Genomic DNA, 18,282 nt, shown 5'->3' with positions numbered 1-18,282 from the left:
TCATTTCCTCGGGTCGAAGGCATCGCGGGCGGACTCGCCGATGAACACCAGCAGGCTGAGCATCAGTGCCAGTACCGCGAAGGCGCTCATGCCCAGCCACGGCGCCTGCAGGTTGGACTTGCCCTGGGCCACCAGCTCGCCCAGCGACGGCGCGCCCGGTGGCAGGCCGAAGCCGAGAAAGTCCAGCGCCGTGAGGGTGCCGATGGCGCCGGTCAGGATGAACGGCAAAAAGGTCATGGTCGAGACCATCGCGTTGGGCAGGATGTGCCGGTACATGATCGCGCCGTTCTGCATGCCCAGCGCCCGCGCCGCGCGCACGTATTCCAGGTTGCGCCCGCGCAGGAACTCGGCGCGCACCACGTCCACCAGGCTCATCCACGAGAACAGCAGCATGATGCCCAGCAGCCACCAGAAGTTGGGCTGCACGAAACTGGCCAGGATGATCAGCAGGTACAGCACCGGCAACCCCGACCAGATCTCCAGAAAGCGCTGCCCGGCCAGGTCGACCCAGCCGCCATAGAAGCCCTGCAGGGCGCCTGCGATCACCCCGATGATGGAGCTGAACACCGTCAGCGTCAGGGCGAACAGCACCGAGATGCGAAAACCGTAGATCACCCGCGCCAGCACGTCGCGGCCCTGGTCGTCGGTGCCCAGCAGGTTCTGCGCCGAGGGCGGGGCCGGGGCGGGCACCTTCAGGTCGTAGTTGATGCTCTGGTAGCTGAACGGGATCGGTGCCCACAGCACCCAGCTGTCCTTGGCTGCCAGCAACTCGCGGATGTACGGGCTCTTGTAGTTGGCCTCCAGCGGGAACTCGCCGCCGAAGGTGGTCTCGGGGTAGCGCTTGAGGGCGGGGAAGTACCATTCGCCGTCGTAACGCACCGCCAGCGGCTTGTCGTTGGCGATCAGCTCGGCGCCCAGGCTCAGCCCGAACAGGATCAGGAACAGCCACAGCGACCACCAGCCTCGGCGGTTGGCCTTGAAGCGTTCGAAGCGGCGGCGGTTGAGAGGGGATAGGGTCATCTCAGTGCTCCCGGCTGTCGAAGTCGATACGCGGATCGACAAGGGTGTAGGTCAGGTCACCGATCAGCTTCACCACCAGGCCCAGCAGGGTGAAGATGAACAGCGTGCCGAACACCACCGGGTAGTCGCGGTTGATGGCCGCCTCGAAGCTCATCAGGCCCAGGCCGTCGAGGGAGAAGATCACCTCCACCAGCAGCGAGCCGGTGAAGAAGATGCCGATGAATGCCGAGGGGAAGCCCGCGATCACCAGCAGCATCGCGTTGCGAAACACGTGCCCGTAAAGCACCCGGTTGGGGCTCAGGCCCTTGGCCTTGGCGGTGATCACATACTGCTTGTTGATCTCGTCGAGGAAGCTGTTCTTGGTCAGCAGGGTCATGGTGGCGAAGTTGCCGATCACCAGCGCGGTCACCGGCAGGGTCAGGTGCCAGAAGTAATCGAGGATCTTGCCCGTGGTGCTCAGTTCATCGAAGTTGTTCGAGGTGAGCCCGCGCAAGGGGAACCAGTCCAGGTAGCTGCCGCCGGCAAACAGCACGATCAGCAGGATGGCGAACAGGAATGCCGGGATCGCATAGCCGACGATGATGGCCGAGCTGGTCCACACGTCGAAGTGGCTGCCGTGCCGCGTGGCCTTGGCGATGCCCAGGGGGATCGACACCAGATACATGATCAGCGTGCTCCACAGCCCCAGCGAGATCGACACCGGCATCTTCTCGGCAATCAGGTCGATGACCTTGGCGTCGCGGAAGAAGCTGTCGCCGAAATCCAGCCGGGCGTAGTTCTTGATCATGATCCACAGGCGTTCCGGCGCCGGCTTGTCGAAGCCGTACATGCGCTCGATTTCCTTGACCAGGGCAGGGTCCAGGCCCTGGGCGCCACGGTAGTTGGAGCCGGCCACGGATACTTCCGAACCGCCACCGGCGATGCGGCTGGTGGCGCCGTCGAAGCCCTCGAGCTTGGCGATCATCTGTTCCACCGGGCCGCCGGGCGCGGCCTGGATGATCACGAAGTTGATGATCAGGATACCCAGCAGGGTGGGGATGATCAGCAACAGGCGGCGAAAGATATAGGCCAGCATGTCAAGGTGCCTCGCCCGCTGGGGCAGCATCGGCTGGGGCGGCGTCTGCGGCCCCCGGCACCACCGGTTTCACGTCCGGCTTGATCCACCAGGTGTTGATGCCGATGTCGTACTTGGGCGGCGTGGCCGGGTGGCCGATATGGTTCCAGTACGCCACGCGCCAGGTCTTGATGTGCCAGTTGGGCACCACGTAGTAGCCCCATTGCAGCACGCGGTCCAGGGCACGGGTGTGTTCGATCAGGCTCTGGCGCGAGTCGGCATTGATCAGGCCGTCCACCAGGGTGTCCACGGCCGGGTCCTTGAGGCCCATGAAATTGCGGCTGCCGGGCTTGTCGGCGCTCGCGCTCTGCCAGAACTCGCGTTGCTCGTTGCCCGGCGAGTTGGATTGCGGGAAGCCGCCCACGATCATGTCGAAGTCGCGCGAGCGCAGGCGGTTGATGTACTCCGATACGTCCACCCGGCGAATGTTCAGCTCGATGCCCAGGTCGGCCAGGTTGCGCTTGTAGGGCAGCAGGATGCGCTCGAACTCGGTCTGGGCGAGCAGAAACTCGATCACCACCGGCTTGCCCTGGGCATCCACCATCTTGTCGTCCTGGATGCGCCAGCCGGCTTCCTGCAGCAGCTTGTAGGCCTGGCGTTGCTGCTCGCGGATCATGCCGCTGCCATCGGTGACCGGGTTCTTGAACGCTTCGGTGAACACCTTGTCGGGGATCTGCCCGCGCAGCGGTTCCAGCAGTTTCAGTTCGGCCGCATCCGGCAGGCCGCTGGCCGCCATGTCGGAATTTTCGAAGTAGCTGGTGGTGCGGGTGTAGGCGCCATTGAACAGCTGCTTGTTGGTCCACTCGAAGTCCAGCAGCAGGCTCAGTGCCTCACGCACGCGCACGTCCTGGAAGATCGGGCGGCGCAGGTTGAACACGAAGCCCTGCATGCCGGTCGGGTTGCCGTTGGCGATCTCTTCGCGGATCAGGCGGTTCTGGCGAACTGCCGGGATGTTGTAGGCGGTGGCCCAGTTCTTGGCGCTGACCTCCAGCCAGTAGTCGAACTGGCCGGCCTTGAGCGCCTCGAGCGCCACGGTATTGTCGCGGTAGTAGTCGACGCGAATGGTGTCGAAGTTGTAGAAGCCGCGGTTGATCGGCAGGTCCTTGCCCCAGTAGTCGGGGTCGCGCACGTAGCGGACCGAGCGCCCGGCCTTGACCTCGGCGACCTTGTACGGCCCGCTGCCCAGGGGGATCTCCAGGTTGCCTTTGGTGAAGTCGCGGTTGGCCCACCAGTGCTTGGGCAGCACCGGCAACTGGCCGAGGATCAGCGGCAGTTCACGGTTGCCCTTGTGCTTGAACTTGAACAGCACACGCAGCGGGTCTTCGGCGATCACTTCGTCGACGTCGGCATAGTAGGCGCGGTAAAGCGGTGCGCCGCTGGTGACCAGGGTGTTGAAGGTGAACACGACGTCTTCGGCACGAACCGGATGGCCATCCTGAAAGCGCGCCTCGGGGCGCAGGTAGAAGCGCACCCAGCTGTTGTCGGGGGCTTTTTCGATCTGCCTGGCCAGCAGCCCGTATTCGGTGAATGGCTCATCGAGGCTGTTGCGCGCCAGGGTGTCGTATACCAGATCGATGTTGTCGGCCGGCACGCCCTTGTTGATGAAGGGGTTGAGGCTGTCGAAGCTGCCGGAGCCGTTGACGCGAAAGGTGCCGCCCTTGGGCGCGTCGGGGTTCACATAGTCGAAATGCTTGAAGTTGGCCGGGTACTTGGGCGCTTCGTCGTAGAGGGTCACTGCATGTTGCGGGGCGGCCAGGGCCTGAAGGCTCAGGCTGGCCAGCAGCAGGCCGCCTGCGATCAGGCGCAGGCACGGCAATGGCATCATTGGGCGTTCTCCGTGGGCTTGAGCCACCAGCTGTTCAGCCCCAGGGTGTAGGGCGGCGTGGCGACAAAGGCAAACCGGTTGCGGTAGGCCAGGCGGTGATAGTCGAGATACCAGTTGGGAACCATGTAGTGCTGCCATAGCAGCACTCGATCGAGGGCGCGCGCCGCAGCCACCTGGTCGTCGCGGCTCTGTGCATTGAGCAGGGACTCTAGCAGGTGGTCGACCACCGGGCTCTTCACGCCCGCGTAATTCTTGCTGCCTTTGGTGGCGGCCTGGCTGGAATGAAAATACAGCCACTGCTCAAGGCCCGGGCTCAGGGTCTGGTTCAGGGTCATCAGAATCATGTCGAAATCAAATTGGTCCAGCCGTTGTTTGTACTGGGCCCGGTCTACCGTGCGCAAGCGCGCGTCGATACCGATGCTGGCAAGATTTTCGACATAAGGTTGCAGGATCCGCTCCAGGTTCGGGTTCACCAGCAGAATTTCCAGCTTCAGCGGCTGCCCGTTGCTGTTGAGCAGGCGCTGGCCGCTGAGCTTCCAGCCTGCCTGGCCGAGCAGGCTGAGGGCCTGGCGCAGGGTATCGCGGTCGATACCGCGCCCGTTGGTCTTGCCCACGCTGTAGGGCTGGGTGAACAGGGCGGCAGGCAGTTGGTCGCGGTACGGCGCCAGCAGCAGCCACTCCTTGCCCACCGGCAGGCCGGTGGCGCTGAACTCGCTGTTGGGGTAGTAGCTGCTGGCGCGCTTGTAGGCGCTGCTGAACAGGGTGCGGTTGGTCCATTCGAAGTCCAGCATCAGGCCCAGCGCCTGGCGCACGCGGTCGTCGCTGAAGGCGGCGCGCCGGCTGTTCATGAACAACCCCTGGGTCTGGGTCGGGATCTGGTGGGCGATCTGCGCCTGGATCACCTGGCCACGACGCACAGCGGGGAAGTTGTAGCCGGTGGCCCAGTTCTTGGCCTGGTGCTCGATGTAGACATCGAATTCACCCGCCTTGAATGCCTCGAAGGCCACATCGCTGTCGCGGTAGAACTCGAACTCGACGCGGTCGAAGTTGTACTTGCCGCGGTTGACTGCCAGGTCCTTGCCCCAGTAGTCCTTGACCCGCTCGAACACCAGGCTTCGACCTGGCTGTACCTGGGTGATGCGGTACGGGCCGCTGCCCAGTGGCGGTTCGAAGGTAGTGGCCTTGAAGTCGCGGCCTTTCCAGTAATGCTGGGGCAGCACCGGCATTTCGCCCAGGCGCAAGATCAGCAGCGGGTTGCCGGCACGCTTGAACACGAAGCGGATGCGCTTGGGGTTGAGGATGTCGACCCGCTGCACTTCCTGCAGGTTGGTGCGGTAGAGCGGGTGGCCTTCCTTGAGCAGGGTGCGGTAGGAGAACGCCACGTCGGCGGCGGTGATCGGCCGGCCATCGTGAAAGCGTGCCTCGGGACGCAGGTTGAACACCACCCAGCTGCGGTCTTCGCTGTACTCCACCGAACGGGCGATCAGCCCGTAGCTGGAGGTGGCTTCATCGCCCGAGGGGTCGCGCTGGCCGGTGCCCACCATCAGGGTCTCGTTCAGCTCGTTCACCCCGTACTGCAGGAAGTTGGGCGTGGTGACCGGGCTTGAGCCCTTGAAGGTATAGGGGTTGAGGGTATCGAACGTGCCGAATGCCATGGCGCGCAAGGTGCCGCCTTTGGGCGCTTGCGGGTTTACCCAATCGAAATGGGTGAATTTGGCTGGGTACTTGAGCGTGCCGAACTGGGCGTAACCGTGACTTTCGCTGATGGTCGCGCCCGCGGGAAAGCTCAAGGCCAGGCTGAATGACAGCAACAGGAGGGGACGTATCAAGTCGGCGATCCGATCCGGGCTTGGGCTTTATTCCGGCTACAGTAACAGCTTGTATCGGCAGGAAAAAGAGCAGCCCCGGAGATCGCCGGGGCCGCGGCCAGGCAGGCCTGGCCCGGGTCTCAGTGCGGCAGGTAGACGGTGAGGGTCTGGCCGGGCTTGAGGGCGTGGCCGCTGCGCGGATTCCAACGCTTGAGGTGCTGCATTTCAACGTTGAAACGCTTGGCCACCATGTACAGCGAATCGCCTTTGCGCACCTTGTACTGGGTAGGCTTCTTCTGGTTGCCGGCCGCGCTGGCAGGCTGCGCACCTTGCATCACCAGGGTCTGGCCGACCTTGAGGTTGTTGCCGCGCAGCTTGTTCCAGCGCTGCAGGTCCTTGACGCTGACCTTGTTGGCCCGGGCGATGCTGCCCAGGTTGTCGCCACGCTTGACCCGGTAGCGGCTGTTGCGCACCGGCGTCGAGGCTTCGGCCAGGGCTGCCTCGAATACCGCCTTTTTCGGCTGCAGGCTGAGCAGCTCTTCGGGCTTCATGTTCGACAGGCTGGTGGTCAGCAGTTGCGCCTTGGCGGTGGGTACCAGCAACTGCTGCGGGCCGTCCACGGTCATGCGTTTCTTGAAGGCCGGGTTGAGCTGGAACAGTTCGTCTTCGTCGATCTCGGCCAGTGCGGCGACCCGCGACAGGTCGAGCCGGTCCTTGATCGCCACGGCTTCGAAGTAGGGTTCGTTGGCAATCGGGTTGAGGTTCACGCCGTACGCCTGCGGTGTCAGTACCACCTGCGACAGGGCCAGCAGCTTTGGCACGTAGTCACGGGTTTCCTTGGGCAGCGGCAGGTTCCAGTAGTCGGTTGGCAGGCCGAGCTTCTCGTTGCGCTCGATGGCGCGGCTGACCGTGCCTTCACCGGCGTTGTAGGCCGCCAGGGCCAGCAGCCAGTCGCCGTTGAACATGTCGTGCAGGCGGGTCAGGTAGTCCAGCGCCGCGTTGGTCGAGGCGGTGATGTCGCGACGGCCATCGTAGAAGCGCGTCTGGCGCAGGTTGAAGTAGCGCCCGGTCGACGGGATGAACTGCCACAGGCCCACCGCGTGAGCGCGGGAATAGGCCATCGGGTTGTAGGCACTTTCGATTGCCGGCAGCAGGGCCAGCTCCAGCGGCATGTCGCGCTCTTCAAGACGCTCGACGATGTAGTGGATGTACAGGCTGCCGCGGTCGCCGGCGCCTTCCAGGAACGAAGGGTTGCTGGCGAACCACAGGCGCTGCTGCTCGATGCGCGGGTTCACCGCAATGCCGTCCTGCAACTGGAAGCCCTGGCGCATGCGTTCCCAGACGTCCTGGGCCACGGCTGGCTCGACCGGCTTCTTGTCATGCACGAAGATCGGTTTCTGCTTGATCCGCGCCTGGAAGTTGTGCGCGCGAACGCTATCGGATTCATCGACCTGGCGCGTGCTCTGGCAGCCCACGAGGGTGGCGGCCAGGGCCAGCGCACTGGCTTGGGCCAGGCGCGTCAGGGCAACGGAATTGAAGGTTCTGCGGCTAGGGGACGACATTGGCTGGGGGAAAGTTCCGGGCAAAAATGTCGGGCGATTCTAGAAAGGCACCCCCCATCGGTCAACCTTTGAGAATTTTCCGACCTTCACAGCGCCTGTTTAGAACGTGTCTTTCCAGGCCCGCAACCCTGAAAAAACAGCACTGGGCGTAGGGTTTATGCGGCCCACCCGTTCGTCTATTTTTTGTTTAACGGATGTTTCTGCTACCCGCAAAAACGGGTTGGTCAGCTTCTCCAGCGCGATGGTGGAGGGCAAAGTGATGCGATCTTGCGCGCGCAGTGCGGTAACGTCTTCGAAGCGTTGGATAACGTGCGGGTTCTGCGGCTCGACCGCACAGGCAAAGCGCAGGTTGCTCAGGGTGTATTCGTGGGCGCAATACACCTGGGTGGCCGCCGGCAGCGCTGCCAGGCGCTCCAGCGAGTGGTGCATCTGCTCCGGCGTGCCCTCGAACAGGCGCCCGCAGCCGGCGGCGAACAGCGTGTCGCCACAGAACAGCATCGGCAACTGCGGCTGGGCACAGTAATAGGCGATGTGCCCCAGGGTGTGGCCGGGTACGGCGAATACCTGGAACTCAAGCCCCAGTACCTCGAGGCGGTCATTGTCGTTCAGGGCCTGGTCGCGGGCGGGTATGCGTTCGTTGGCCGGGCCGCTGACGCGGGCGCCGGTGTGCGCCTTGAGCTGCTCAACGCCGCCCACATGATCGTGGTGGTGATGGGTGATCAGAATGTCGGTCAGTTGCCAGTCGGCATGCGCCTGCAGCCAGGCCAGCACGGGGGCGGCATCGCCCGGGTCGACCACCGCACAACGCTGGTTCACGGCATCTTGTAACAACCAGATGTAGTTATCACTGAAAGCGGGCAGGGCCTGTATCTGTATCATCGTGCGATTCGCCAAACGGTGGACATGGGTGCATCTTAGTAGCTATGTGCGTTGTCGAGAACCTTCCAAGGGAGACAGCAATGACCGATCAAGCCTTTGCCCAGGCCGACCCGCAGTGGCTCGAGCTGATCAGCCAGGCGCGCGAGTGGTTCGCCGGCCCGCTGGGCCAGCAGCTGCTCGCCGGGGAACAGCGCCTGCTCGAAGAGGAGCTGGGGCGCTTCTTCGGTGGCTACCTGGTGCATTACGGCCCTTGCGCCGAGGCACCGCCCAATGCCCCGCAGGTGCAACGCAACGTGCGCCTGGGGGCGCCGCTGCCGGGCGTCGAGATCGTGTGCGAAGAACAGGCCTGGCCCCTGAGCGAGCACGCCGCCGACGTGGTGGTGCTGCAGCACGGGCTGGACTTCAGCCTCTCGCCCCACGGCCTGCTGCGCGAGGCGGCCAGCAGCGTGCGCCCTGGCGGGCACCTGCTGATCGTCGGGATCAACCCCTGGAGCACCTGGGGCCTGCGCCGGGTGTTTGCCCATGATGCGTTGCGCAAGGCGCGCTGCATCTCGCCGTCGCGGGTGGGCGACTGGCTCAACCTGCTGGGCTTCGCGCTGGAGAAACGCCGCTTCGGGTGCTATCGTCCGCCGCTTGCCTCGCCGGCCTGGCAGGCACGGTTGTCTGGCTGGGAGCGTGCTGCCGGGCGCTGGCAGATATCCGGTGGCGGTGTGTACGTGCTGGTGGCGCGCAAGATGGTGGTGGGCCTGCGCCCGCTGCGCCAGGTGCGCCGCGAGCCGATGGGCAAGCTGCTGCCGTTGCCGATGGCCAAGGTCAACCGGCGCACGCCTCACCCCGAGGGCCGCACCTTCAATGATGAATAAAGGCTGTACATGAGCGAAAGCGTCGAAAGCGTCGAGATCTACACCGATGGTGCCTGCAAGGGCAATCCTGGCCTGGGCGGCTGGGGCGCGCTGCTGGTCTGCAAGGGCGTCGAAAAGGAGCTGTGGGGCGGCGAGCGCGAAACCACCAACAACCGCATGGAACTGATGGCCGCCATCAAGGGCCTCGAGGCGCTCAAGCGCCAGTGTGATGTGCTGCTGGTGACCGACTCGCAGTACGTGATGAAAGGCATCACCGAGTGGATGGTCAACTGGAAGAAGCGTGGCTGGAAGACCGCCGCCAAGGAGCCGGTCAAGAACGCCGACCTGTGGCAGCAGCTCGACGAACAGGTCAACCGCCACAACGTGAAATGGCAGTGGGTGCGCGGGCACGTCGGTCACGCCGGCAACGAGCGTGCCGACCAGCTGGCCAACCGCGGCGTCGACGATCTGCGCAAGCAACGCTGAACCCTCCCTTTAGCGAATTCGCCACATCCTGCCCCGGGTGAGGTAAAATTCGCCGCTTTCAATATTCAGGCAGTACGCGGCAGGAGATGACCGACGTGGAGATGCAGAACAACAGGTCGGTAGTGCTCGACACCGAAACCACCGGTATGCCGGTGGCCGATGGTCACCGCATCATCGAGATCGGCTGTATCGAGCTGGTCGGCCGGCGCATGACCGGACGCAATTTCCACGTGTACCTGCAGCCCGACCGCGAAAGCGACGAGGGCGCGATCGGGGTGCACGGCATCACCGACGAATTCCTGGTGGGCAAGCCGCGTTTCGCCGAAATCGCCGACGAGTTCTTCGAGTACATCAAGGGCGCGCGGCTGATCATCCACAACGCGGCGTTCGACGTTGGTTTCATCAACAACGAATTCGCCATGCTCGGCCAGCACGATCGCGCCGATATCGCACAGCACTGCGAGGTGCTCGACACCCTGCTGATGGCCCGCGAGCGTCACCCGGGCCAGCGCAACAGCCTCGATGCCTTGTGCAAACGCTATGGCGTAGACAACTCCGGCCGCGAACTGCACGGCGCGTTGCTCGACTCCGAGTTGCTGGCGGACGTGTTCCTGGCCATGACCGGCGGCCAGACCAGCCTGTCACTGGCCGGCAGCGACAGCGAGGGCGAAGGCCAGTCCAGCCAGGGCAGCGAGATCCGTCGGCTGGTGGGGCGTCAGCCGGGGCGCATCATCCCGGCCACCGAGGCAGAGCTGCAAGCGCACATGGCGCGCCTTGAAGCGGTGGCAAAATCCACCGGTGGCCCGGCCTTGTGGCAGCAACTGCTCGAGGCCCGCTGAAGCAAATCCCGCCGCGTACCTGGCGCCGACCTTCTACCCTGAAATGAACGGCCTCACGGCCTGTCGCTCAGAAGGTGCCGGCGCCCATGTACAAGGACCTCAAGTTTCCGATACTCATCGTGCACCGCGATATCAAGGCCGACAGTGTGGCCGGTGATCGCGTGCGCGGCATTGCCCAGGAACTGGCCCAGGACGGCTTTACCATTCTGCCGGCGGTGGACTACGCCGAGGGCCGCCTGGTAGCGGCCACCCACCACGGTCTGGCCTGCATGCTGATTGCGGCCGAAGGCGCGGGGGAAAACACCCACCTGCTGCAGAACATGGTCGAGCTGATCCGCCTGGCGCGGGTGCGCGCACCGCACTTGCCGATCTTCGCACTGGGCGAGCAGGTGACCCTGGAGAACGCGCCGGCCGACGCCATGAGCGAACTGAACCAGTTGCGCGGCATCCTTTACCTGTTCGAAGACACCGTGCCGTTTCTGGCCCGGCAAGTGGCGCGGGCGGCGCACAACTACCTGGACGGCCTGCTGCCGCCGTTTTTCAAGGCCCTGGTGCAGCACACCGCGCAATCGAACTACTCCTGGCACACGCCGGGCCATGGCGGTGGCGTGGCGTATCGCAAGAGCCCGGTGGGCCAGGCGTTTCACCAGTTCTTCGGCGAGAACACCCTGCGTTCGGACCTGTCGGTGTCGGTGCCGGAGCTGGGTTCGCTGCTCGACCATACCGGCCCCCTGGCAGCGGCCGAAGCGCGTGCGGCGCGCAACTTCGGCGCCGACCACACCTTCTTCGTGATCAACGGCACCTCCACCGCCAACAAGATCGTCTGGCACTCGATGGTCGGGCGTGACGACCTGGTGCTGGTGGATCGCAACTGTCACAAGTCGGTGCTGCACGCAATCATCATGACCGGCGCAATCCCCCTGTACCTGTGTCCGGAGCGCAACGAACTGGGCATCATCGGCCCCATCCCGCTGAGCGAGTTCAGCCGCGAGGCGATCCAGGCCAAGATCGCGGCCAACCCGCTGGCCGCAGGGCGCGAGCCGCGGGTGAAGATGGCGGTGGTGACCAACTCCACCTATGACGGGCTGTGCTACAACGCCGAGATGATCAAGCAGGTGCTGGGCAACAGTGTCGAGGTGCTGCATTTCGACGAGGCCTGGTACGCCTACGCGGCGTTTCACGAATTCTTTGCCGGGCGTTACGCCATGGGTACTTCGCGCAGTGCCGACAGCCCGTTGGTGTTCAGCACCCACTCCACCCACAAGCTGCTGGCCGCGTTCAGCCAGGCCTCGATGATCCACGTGCAGGACGGCGGTGCACGCCAGCTCGACCGTGATCGATTCAACGAGGCGTTCATGATGCATATCTCCACCTCGCCGCAGTACAGCATCCTGGCCTCGCTGGACGTGTCGTCGGCGATGATGGAAGGCCCGGCTGGGCGCTCGCTGCTGCAGGAAATGTTCGACGAGGCGCTGAGCTTCCGGCGTGCGCTGGCCAACCTGCGCGAGCACCTGGCCGACGACGACTGGTGGTTCAGTATCTGGCAACCGCCGCAGGTGGGTGGCATTCACCGCGTGGCGACCGAGGACTGGCTGCTGCAACCCCAGGCCGAATGGCACGGTTTTGGCGATGTGAGCGAAGACTACGTGCTGCTCGACCCGATCAAGGTCACGCTGGTGATGCCGGGGCTGGATGCGGGCGGCAGCCTGGGCGAGCATGGTATTCCTGCGGCAGTGGTCAGCAAGTTCCTGTGGGAGCGCGGGCTGGTGGTGGAGAAGACCGGCCTGTATTCGTTTCTGGTGCTGTTCTCGATGGGGATCACCAAGGGCAAGTGGAGCACCTTGCTCACCGAACTGCTGGAGTTCAAGCGCAACTACGACGCCAATACCGCGCTGCTGCAGAGCCTGCCGTGCGTGGCGCAGCTGGACCCGTTGCGCTACCACGGCATGGGCCTGCGCGACCTGTGCGAGCAGTTGCACGAATGCTACCGCGCCAACGCCACGGCCAAGCAGCTCAAGCGCTTGTACACGCGTTTGCCCGAGGTGGTGATGAAGCCGGGGGATGCGTATGACAAGCTGGTGCGCGGCGAGGTCGAGGCGGTGCCGATCGAGCGCCTGATCGGGCGGGTGGCGGCGGTGATGCTGGTGCCGTACCCGCCGGGGATTCCGTTGATCATGCCCGGGGAGCGGTTTACCGAGTCGACGCGCTCGATCATCGACTACCTGGGCTTTGCACGGGCGTTCGACCGTGGGTTCCCCGGGTTTGTGGCCGATGTGCACGGGCTGCAGCATGAGGTGGGGGACGTGTATACGGTGGATTGCATCCGCGAATGAGGGATGGTTTGTGCTGGCCGCTTCGCCGGCCTTGCCGGCGAAGCCTTCACCGCAACTGTTGCGTACTCACCACGTGCCCGAAATGATGCCGCCACAGGCTCACCCCCAACTGCCCCGAGCGATCCAGCGACGACCCTACCGTGAGGTCGCTGATCAGGGTCGGCTGCAGCCCCGCATCAAACAGCGCGAACCCCGCCGCCAGCACGCAGGTGTCGGTCTGTATGCCGCACACCAGCACGCGCTCGGGGTTCAATTGCCTGAGGTAATCCAGCATCTCGGCCGTCGGGGCGTAGCCATGCTTGATGAAGATACGATCTGCCGCCACCAGGCTCTGGTCGTGCGCCGCCGGTTGCCAGCCCAGCTGACGTTGAAACGGGGTCACCGATTCATCATGGCGCTCCACGCTCGCCACCGACGGCATGCGGCCGATCAGTGATGTTATGCCGTCTACCAGCCATTGCGGCGGGTTGAACGAGGGTTGTACGTCGATAATCAGCAGTACCTGGCGCATGGAAGGCCCTATGGAAGTTCAAGGCCGGGCGATTGTAACCCCCGGCCTTGCACAGATGCTAAAATCCGCCGCTTGAAACCTGGAGATAGACGCGTGCGCAAAGTGGCGGTGGTAATGGCAGTGCTGGCCCTGGCCGGCTGTGACAACGATGCCGAACGGGTACACAAGCAGGTTGCCGAGCATCTGGATAACCCGAAGACGGCCAAGTTCGCCAACGTGCGATTCAACAAGCAGGGCGATATCTGCGGCCAGTTCCGTGGCAAGGACGCGGCCGGTGTGTTCCAGCCTTACCGCAGCTACGTGGTCATCAAGCAGGGCGACGACTACCAGATCATCATCGACGAAACCGGCGGCGACCTGCGCATCCGCGAAATCTGCGGTGGTGCCGACCTGCAGCGCCGTGCCGATGCCCTGGCCGACCAGCCCGCGCCCGAAGGCTGGGACGTCGAGATCATCCAGGGCCCGAACATGGGCGCCCTCAGCGACATGACCGCGCGCCTGATCGAAAAACAGATTCCATCCTCGGTGGTGTACCGCGACGGCAAGCCGGTGGTACTGCTGGGCCCTTACCCGACCAAAGAGGAGGCCCTGGCCAGCAAGAACGATGTGATGGCGCGCCTGGGTACCGATTCGGTGGTCATCCAGCACGGCGCCGAGCGCTAGCCAGCACGCGGCGGCGCCTCTTACACTCACGGTTTGTCTTCAAGGATGAGCCGTCATGAGTGATTCGCCCTTCGCCATTACCCTTCAACGTTGTACCGAACAGCACGTCGAGGGGCTCACGGCCCTGTACAACCACCCACAGGTGGCGCGGCAGGTGCTGCAGATGCCGTATCAGAGCGCCGACCTGTGGCGCAAACGCATCGCCACCGACAACGAACGAATGGTGTTTCTGGTGGCCTTACATCAAGGCGAGGTGATCGGCAGCTGTACGCTCGAGCAGTTCATACGTGTACGTCGCGGCCACTGCGGCGGCATCGGCATGGGCGTCGCCCCGGCCTGGCAAGGGCAGGGGGTGGGCACACGGCTGTTGTCGGCGGTGCTCGAGGTGGCGGACAACTGGATGGGCCTGCAGCGCGTCGAACTCACTGTTTACGCCGATAACCAGCCGGCACTGGCGCTGTACCGGCGCCACGGCTTCGAGGTGGAAGGGCATTTGCGCGACTATGCTTTACGTGACGGTGTGTTCACCGATGCCTGCAGCATGGCGCGCCTGCGACGGCGCGAGGGTTAGAGGAGGGGGCTTATGTCCACACTGGAGCGAGCCATTGCGGTTGCCGCCAGGGCCCATGAAGGGCAGCAGGACAAGGGCGGCACTGCGTATATCCTGCACCCGTTGCGGGTGATGCTGAGGGTGCAGACCACCGAACAGCGCATCGTCGCGGTGCTGCACGACGTGCTTGAAGATACCAGCATGAGCTTGTCGGACCTGGCCCGCGAAGGCTTCGCCCTGAAGATACTGGCGGCGGTGCAGGCGCTGAGCCGGCGCGATGACGAAAGCTACGAGGCCTTCGTCGCGCGGCTGGGCAGCGACCCGCTGGCACGGGTGGTAAAGCTTGCCGACCTTGCCGACAACAGCGACCTTTCGCGCATCGCCATGCCCGGCCCCGAAGACATCGCGCGCCTGCAGCGCTATCAGCAGGCCAGCGCCTACCTGCAGGCGCTGGCCTGAACGCTGGCGCTTTCGATCACCCGTGCCAGGCGCTGCATCGCCGCATCGATGGCTTCGCCACTGAACCCGCCCAGGCCGAGCACCAGCCCGGGCCTGCCGTGCGGCCCCGCATACATGGGGGATACCGCGCGCACCACCACCCCGGCCTCTGCGGCCTGGTCCGCTACCTGCCTGTCGTCGATACCGGCTGCCAGCCACAGCACCAGGTGCATGCCCTGGTCGGTCGGTTGCAGCCAGGCCAGCTCAGGCTCCAGCCAGCGCGCCACCGCTTCGTTCACCTGGCGATGGATGGTGGCGTACACACCGCGGATGCGGCGGATGTGCCGGTCCAGATGGCCTTCGTTGATGAAGGCCGCCAGTACCTGCTGGTCGGCGTTGGCCGGATGACGGTCCATCAGCACGCGGGCACCGCAGAAGGCGTCAACCAGGTCCGGCGGCACGATCGCATAGCCCAGGCGCAGTGACGGGAACAGGATCTTGCTGAAGGTGCCCAGGTAGATCACCCGTTCAGGGTCCAGCCCCTGCAACGAGGGGAAGGGGTGCCCTGCATAGCGCAACTCGCCGTCGTAGTCGTCCTCGATCACCCATGCATTGTGGGTTCTGGCCCAGCTCAGCAGTGCCTCGCGCCGGGTCATGCTCATCGGCATGCCCAGCGGGTACTGGTGCGAAGAGGTGACGAAGGCGGCGCGGGCGTGGGGGCAGGTAGCGACGGCGTGTTCCACGTCCATGCCCTCGGCGTCCACCGGTACGCGCACCATCTGCCCGCTGTGCCCGGCGCTTTCGAGAATGGCGGTGATACCGCGGTAGGCCGGGTCTTCGACCCAGGCGAAATCGCCGATGTCCAGCAGCACCTGGCAGGCCAGGTACAGGCCCTGCTGGGTGCCGGAGGTGATGATCACCTGGCTGGCCTCGCAGCGTACCGAGCGCGATTTGCGCACATAGTCCACCACCGCCTCGCGCAGCTCGATTTCCCCCAGCGGGTCGCCATAGCCGGCAGGGGCGCCCGGGCCGCGGGCGCGCACCCGGTTGCCAAGGCGCCGCCAGATATCATCCGGCGCGGCCTTGCCCAGCGGTACCGAGACGGCGAACGGTACCTGGGGTACCTCGCCGAAGCGGCGGGCAAGTTGTGCAAAGCGTTCGATGCGTGCCGAGCTGGCGGCGGGCCGCGCCACACCTGTCGTGTGCGCGGCAGGTGGCTCTTCAAGGCTGTGCGCGACCCGCGTGCCGGCACGGCCGCGGGACTCCAGAAACCCCTCGGCCGTCAGTTGCTCGAACGCCTCGATGGCCGTGCCCCGCGCGATCATCAGCGATCTGGCCAGCATGCGGGTCGAGGGCAGCGCCTCGCCGGGCTTGAGGTCGCCGCGCCGGATCGCCGCACGCAGCGCCTGGGCCAGTTGGCGCCCCAGTTGGCCGCTGCTGCGGTCCAGCGTGCCCAGCGAAGGAATATCCACCACGTTGGCTTTGCGCGCCATGTTTTCTGGTCCAGTCATTTTGTTCGATAGTGGATCTATACCATGGGCCAGTTGCGCCACACAATTTGCCATCGCCCTGTGCCTGATGGATGCAAACCATGTACGTACCGCAGTCTTTCAACGAGTCGCGCCCCGAGGTGCTGCATCAACTGATCATGCAGAACCCGCTGGGTGTATTGGTCAGCCACGGCGAGGGTGGGCTGGATGCCAACCATCTGCCGTTCCACTTCAAGCCGCAGGAGGGCACGCAGGGGGTGCTGCATGCTCACGTATCGCGGGCCAACCCGCTGTGGCGTGAACTCAAGGATGGCGATGAAGTGCTGGTGATCTTCCGCGGCGCCGATGCCTACATCTCGCCCAACTGGTACCCCAGCAAGCACGAGACCCACAAACAGGTGCCCACCTGGAACTATCAGGTGGTGCACGCCCATGGCCGCGTCACCTTGCACGATGACGAGCACTACGTGCGTGGCCTGGTGGCGCTGCTCACGCGCACCCACGAAGCATCCCAGCCCGTGCCGTGGAAGATGTCCGACGCGCCGAAGGACTACATCCGCGACATGCTCAAGGCCATCGTCGGGCTCGAGATCGAGATCACCCGTCTGGTCGGCAAGTTCAAGCTGGGCCAGAACAAGGAGGCGCGGGATATCCAGGGCGCCGCCCAGGGGTTGAAGGCGTCGGGCAAACCAGCAGTGGGCGAAGCCATGTTGAGCGCCACCGGTCACCCCCTGCACGGGCCGGCCTTGCCGGCGAAGTCGCCCGAATGACCGCCGTCTGATCCCACTTGAAAATCGACTTTTCCTACAGAGTCGGCCAGAATCGGCGGCTCGGCTGCGTTATGGCTTTTTGACTGCATCGGTCGAGAGTGGGTGCTTTTGCACCGGCCCGACTTTCCAGCGCAGACGACAGGACATGACCCAGGACGAGTGGTTGAAGGCCAATGCGGCGCGGTTCGGCAGTGACTACGAACGATTGTTCGCCAGCAACGTGCTCAGCCTCGTGGCGGGCATCCGTTACGAGTCGCTGAGTGCGCAATACCCCTTCAAGGACAATGACGGCAAGCAACGCTACTGCGACCTTGTCATCAATGAAGAGGGAGACGTGCGCATCGCCATCGAAATCGATGGCTATGACAAAAGCGGTACGGGTACCGGAATGTCGCACCCCGAGTTCATCGACTGGCAGCGGCGACAGTCTGCACTCACTTCCCAGGGCTGGCGGGTGCTGCGCTTTGCCAACCGCGACGTCAGGGATCACCCGCAGCGTTGTGCTCGGGATATCAGCGTACTGCTCGATGCCGAGCGAAAAAAAGCCCACGACCTGCTGTCGAGCACGCGCCAGAGCGCCAGCGTGCAGCAGTTGGCGCAGGCGCAGGGCAGCCGGATCAACGGGCTCAACAAGGAGGTTTCGGTCATGAAGTACACGATCATGTCATTCACTGTGCTGATCGGGGTTCTGATCGTGGTGTTTGCGTTCAAGGGCACCGAGTCGGTTGCAGGCTCGGCCGTGGTCAGCCAGGCAGTGGCGGCGCCGGCGTCACCCGCCACCTTGCAGGGCGCCACCTGCGACAACCCGCTGGACTGGCGTCAGGCCGCCGACCATATCGGGCAGAGCGCTGCGGTGCTGGGCCCGATCATGAAGGTGACTTACAAACCGTCGTCCAGGGGCCAGCCGACCTGGATCGACCTGGGTGCCAGCTTCCCCAGCAAGCGACGGTTGGGGCTGGTGGTATGGGGCGAGCATCGCCCGGCGTTCGCCTCGTTGCTGGCGCAGCCGCTGGAGGGGCGCACGGTGTGCGTGATAGGGCGTATCGAGCAGTACAAGGGCGTGCCGCGTCTGGAGTTGCAGGGCGCCAGTCAGTTCCAGCTGGTCAAGTGATCTTCAGGTGCAGCCTTGGCGTCAAGGCTGCACCGTTATCC

Annotated in this window: 17 protein-coding genes; 9 read left to right on the top strand and 8 right to left on the bottom strand. The window is 64.5% G+C overall.

The features are described from left to right. The 6 genes from KH389_RS18080 to gloB all read right to left on the bottom strand — a co-directional run bounded on the left by KH389_RS18080 (window position 1) and on the right by gloB (window position 8,208). Window positions 1–1,020, bottom strand: a complete 1,020-nt coding sequence (locus KH389_RS18080) for an ABC transporter permease (RefSeq protein WP_043864487.1) — start codon at window positions 1,018–1,020, stop codon at window positions 1–3. A 1-nt stretch (window position 1,021) separates the two neighbouring features. Further along, entirely contained in the window at window positions 1,022–2,095 is a 1,074-nt protein-coding gene (locus KH389_RS18075) for a microcin C ABC transporter permease YejB (protein WP_043864486.1), read from the bottom strand. A 1-nt stretch (window position 2,096) separates the two neighbouring features. Continuing rightward, entirely contained in the window at window positions 2,097–3,959 is a 1,863-nt protein-coding gene (locus KH389_RS18070) for an extracellular solute-binding protein (protein ID WP_088515226.1), read from the bottom strand. Continuing rightward, window positions 3,956–5,788 (bottom strand): extracellular solute-binding protein, encoded by a 1,833-nt coding sequence (locus KH389_RS18065; protein ID WP_210015099.1) that lies wholly within the window; start codon window positions 5,786–5,788, stop codon window positions 3,956–3,958. Before KH389_RS18065 ends, KH389_RS18070 begins: the two co-directional genes overlap by 4 nt. A 119-nt stretch (window positions 5,789–5,907) precedes the next feature. Beyond that, complete coding sequence (locus KH389_RS18060; RefSeq protein WP_043859725.1) at window positions 5,908–7,329, bottom strand: LysM peptidoglycan-binding domain-containing protein; 1,422 nt, start codon at window positions 7,327–7,329, stop codon at window positions 5,908–5,910. A 99-nt stretch (window positions 7,330–7,428) separates the two neighbouring features. Next, window positions 7,429–8,208 (bottom strand): hydroxyacylglutathione hydrolase, encoded by a 780-nt coding sequence (gene gloB, locus KH389_RS18055; protein WP_213605991.1) that lies wholly within the window; start codon window positions 8,206–8,208, stop codon window positions 7,429–7,431. A gap of 80 nt (window positions 8,209–8,288) precedes the next feature. On the opposite strand from gloB, the gene KH389_RS18050 reads away from it, so the two are divergent. The 4 genes from KH389_RS18050 to KH389_RS18035 all read left to right on the top strand — a co-directional run bounded on the left by KH389_RS18050 (window position 8,289) and on the right by KH389_RS18035 (window position 12,708). Then, a complete protein-coding gene (locus KH389_RS18050; protein ID WP_043859727.1) occupies window positions 8,289–9,071 on the top strand; it encodes a class I SAM-dependent methyltransferase in 783 nt (260 codons plus the stop codon). Between the two features lie 9 nt (window positions 9,072–9,080). After that, window positions 9,081–9,536 carry a ribonuclease HI gene (gene rnhA, locus KH389_RS18045; protein ID WP_043859728.1) on the top strand — a complete coding sequence of 152 codons (456 nt, stop codon included), beginning with the start codon at window positions 9,081–9,083 and terminating at the stop codon, window positions 9,534–9,536. 86 nt (window positions 9,537–9,622) lie between these two features. Next, window positions 9,623–10,375, top strand: coding sequence for a DNA polymerase III subunit epsilon (dnaQ, locus tag KH389_RS18040; protein ID WP_229589435.1), 753 nt, complete (start codon window positions 9,623–9,625; stop codon window positions 10,373–10,375). Between the two features lie 86 nt (window positions 10,376–10,461). Beyond that, window positions 10,462–12,708 carry an Orn/Lys/Arg family decarboxylase gene (locus tag KH389_RS18035; RefSeq protein WP_210015101.1) on the top strand — a complete coding sequence of 749 codons (2,247 nt, stop codon included), beginning with the start codon at window positions 10,462–10,464 and terminating at the stop codon, window positions 12,706–12,708. 46 nt (window positions 12,709–12,754) lie between these two features. On the opposite strand, the gene KH389_RS18030 is transcribed toward KH389_RS18035, so the two are convergent. Beyond that, the gene (locus KH389_RS18030; protein ID WP_054915274.1) at window positions 12,755–13,219 is read right to left on the bottom strand and encodes a cysteine hydrolase family protein; all 465 of its coding nucleotides are present in this window, start codon (window positions 13,217–13,219) and stop codon (window positions 12,755–12,757) included. Between the two features lie 93 nt (window positions 13,220–13,312). Here KH389_RS18030 and KH389_RS18025 point away from each other — a divergent pair, with 93 nt between their 5' ends. Genes KH389_RS18025 through KH389_RS18015 form a run of 3 tightly spaced genes read left to right on the top strand, consistent with a single transcriptional unit; the run spans window position 13,313 to window position 14,891 of the window. Next, window positions 13,313–13,882, top strand: a complete 570-nt coding sequence (locus KH389_RS18025; RefSeq protein ID WP_213605990.1) for an SPOR domain-containing protein — start codon at window positions 13,313–13,315, stop codon at window positions 13,880–13,882. A 55-nt stretch (window positions 13,883–13,937) separates the two neighbouring features. After that, window positions 13,938–14,453: a GNAT family N-acetyltransferase gene (locus tag KH389_RS18020; protein WP_043860822.1), complete on the top strand. Its 516-nt coding sequence runs from the start codon at window positions 13,938–13,940 to the stop codon at window positions 14,451–14,453. Window positions 14,454–14,465: 12 nt separating this feature from the next. Beyond that, entirely contained in the window at window positions 14,466–14,891 is a 426-nt protein-coding gene (locus tag KH389_RS18015) for an HD domain-containing protein (protein WP_043860821.1), read from the top strand. Here KH389_RS18015 and pdxR read toward each other — a convergent pair. Further along, complete coding sequence (gene pdxR / locus KH389_RS18010; RefSeq protein WP_043860820.1) at window positions 14,870–16,363, bottom strand: MocR-like pyridoxine biosynthesis transcription factor PdxR; 1,494 nt, start codon at window positions 16,361–16,363, stop codon at window positions 14,870–14,872. The genes KH389_RS18015 and pdxR overlap by 22 nt on opposite strands. 98 nt (window positions 16,364–16,461) lie before the next feature. On the opposite strand from pdxR, the gene KH389_RS18005 reads away from it, so the two are divergent. Both KH389_RS18005 and KH389_RS18000 read left to right on the top strand, forming a co-directional pair. After that, window positions 16,462–17,130, top strand: a complete 669-nt coding sequence (locus tag KH389_RS18005; protein ID WP_078479642.1) for an FMN-binding negative transcriptional regulator — start codon at window positions 16,462–16,464, stop codon at window positions 17,128–17,130. Between the two features lie 145 nt (window positions 17,131–17,275). Next, entirely contained in the window at window positions 17,276–18,241 is a 966-nt protein-coding gene (locus KH389_RS18000; protein ID WP_213605989.1) for a DUF559 domain-containing protein, read from the top strand. Window positions 18,242–18,282: the final 41 nt, after the last annotated feature.

Origin of the sequence: Pseudomonas qingdaonensis, assembly GCF_018398475.1 — a bacterium.
GTDB lineage: Bacteria > Pseudomonadota > Gammaproteobacteria > Pseudomonadales > Pseudomonadaceae > Aquipseudomonas > Aquipseudomonas palmensis.
This window is presented reverse-complemented; position numbering and strand designations above follow the sequence as displayed.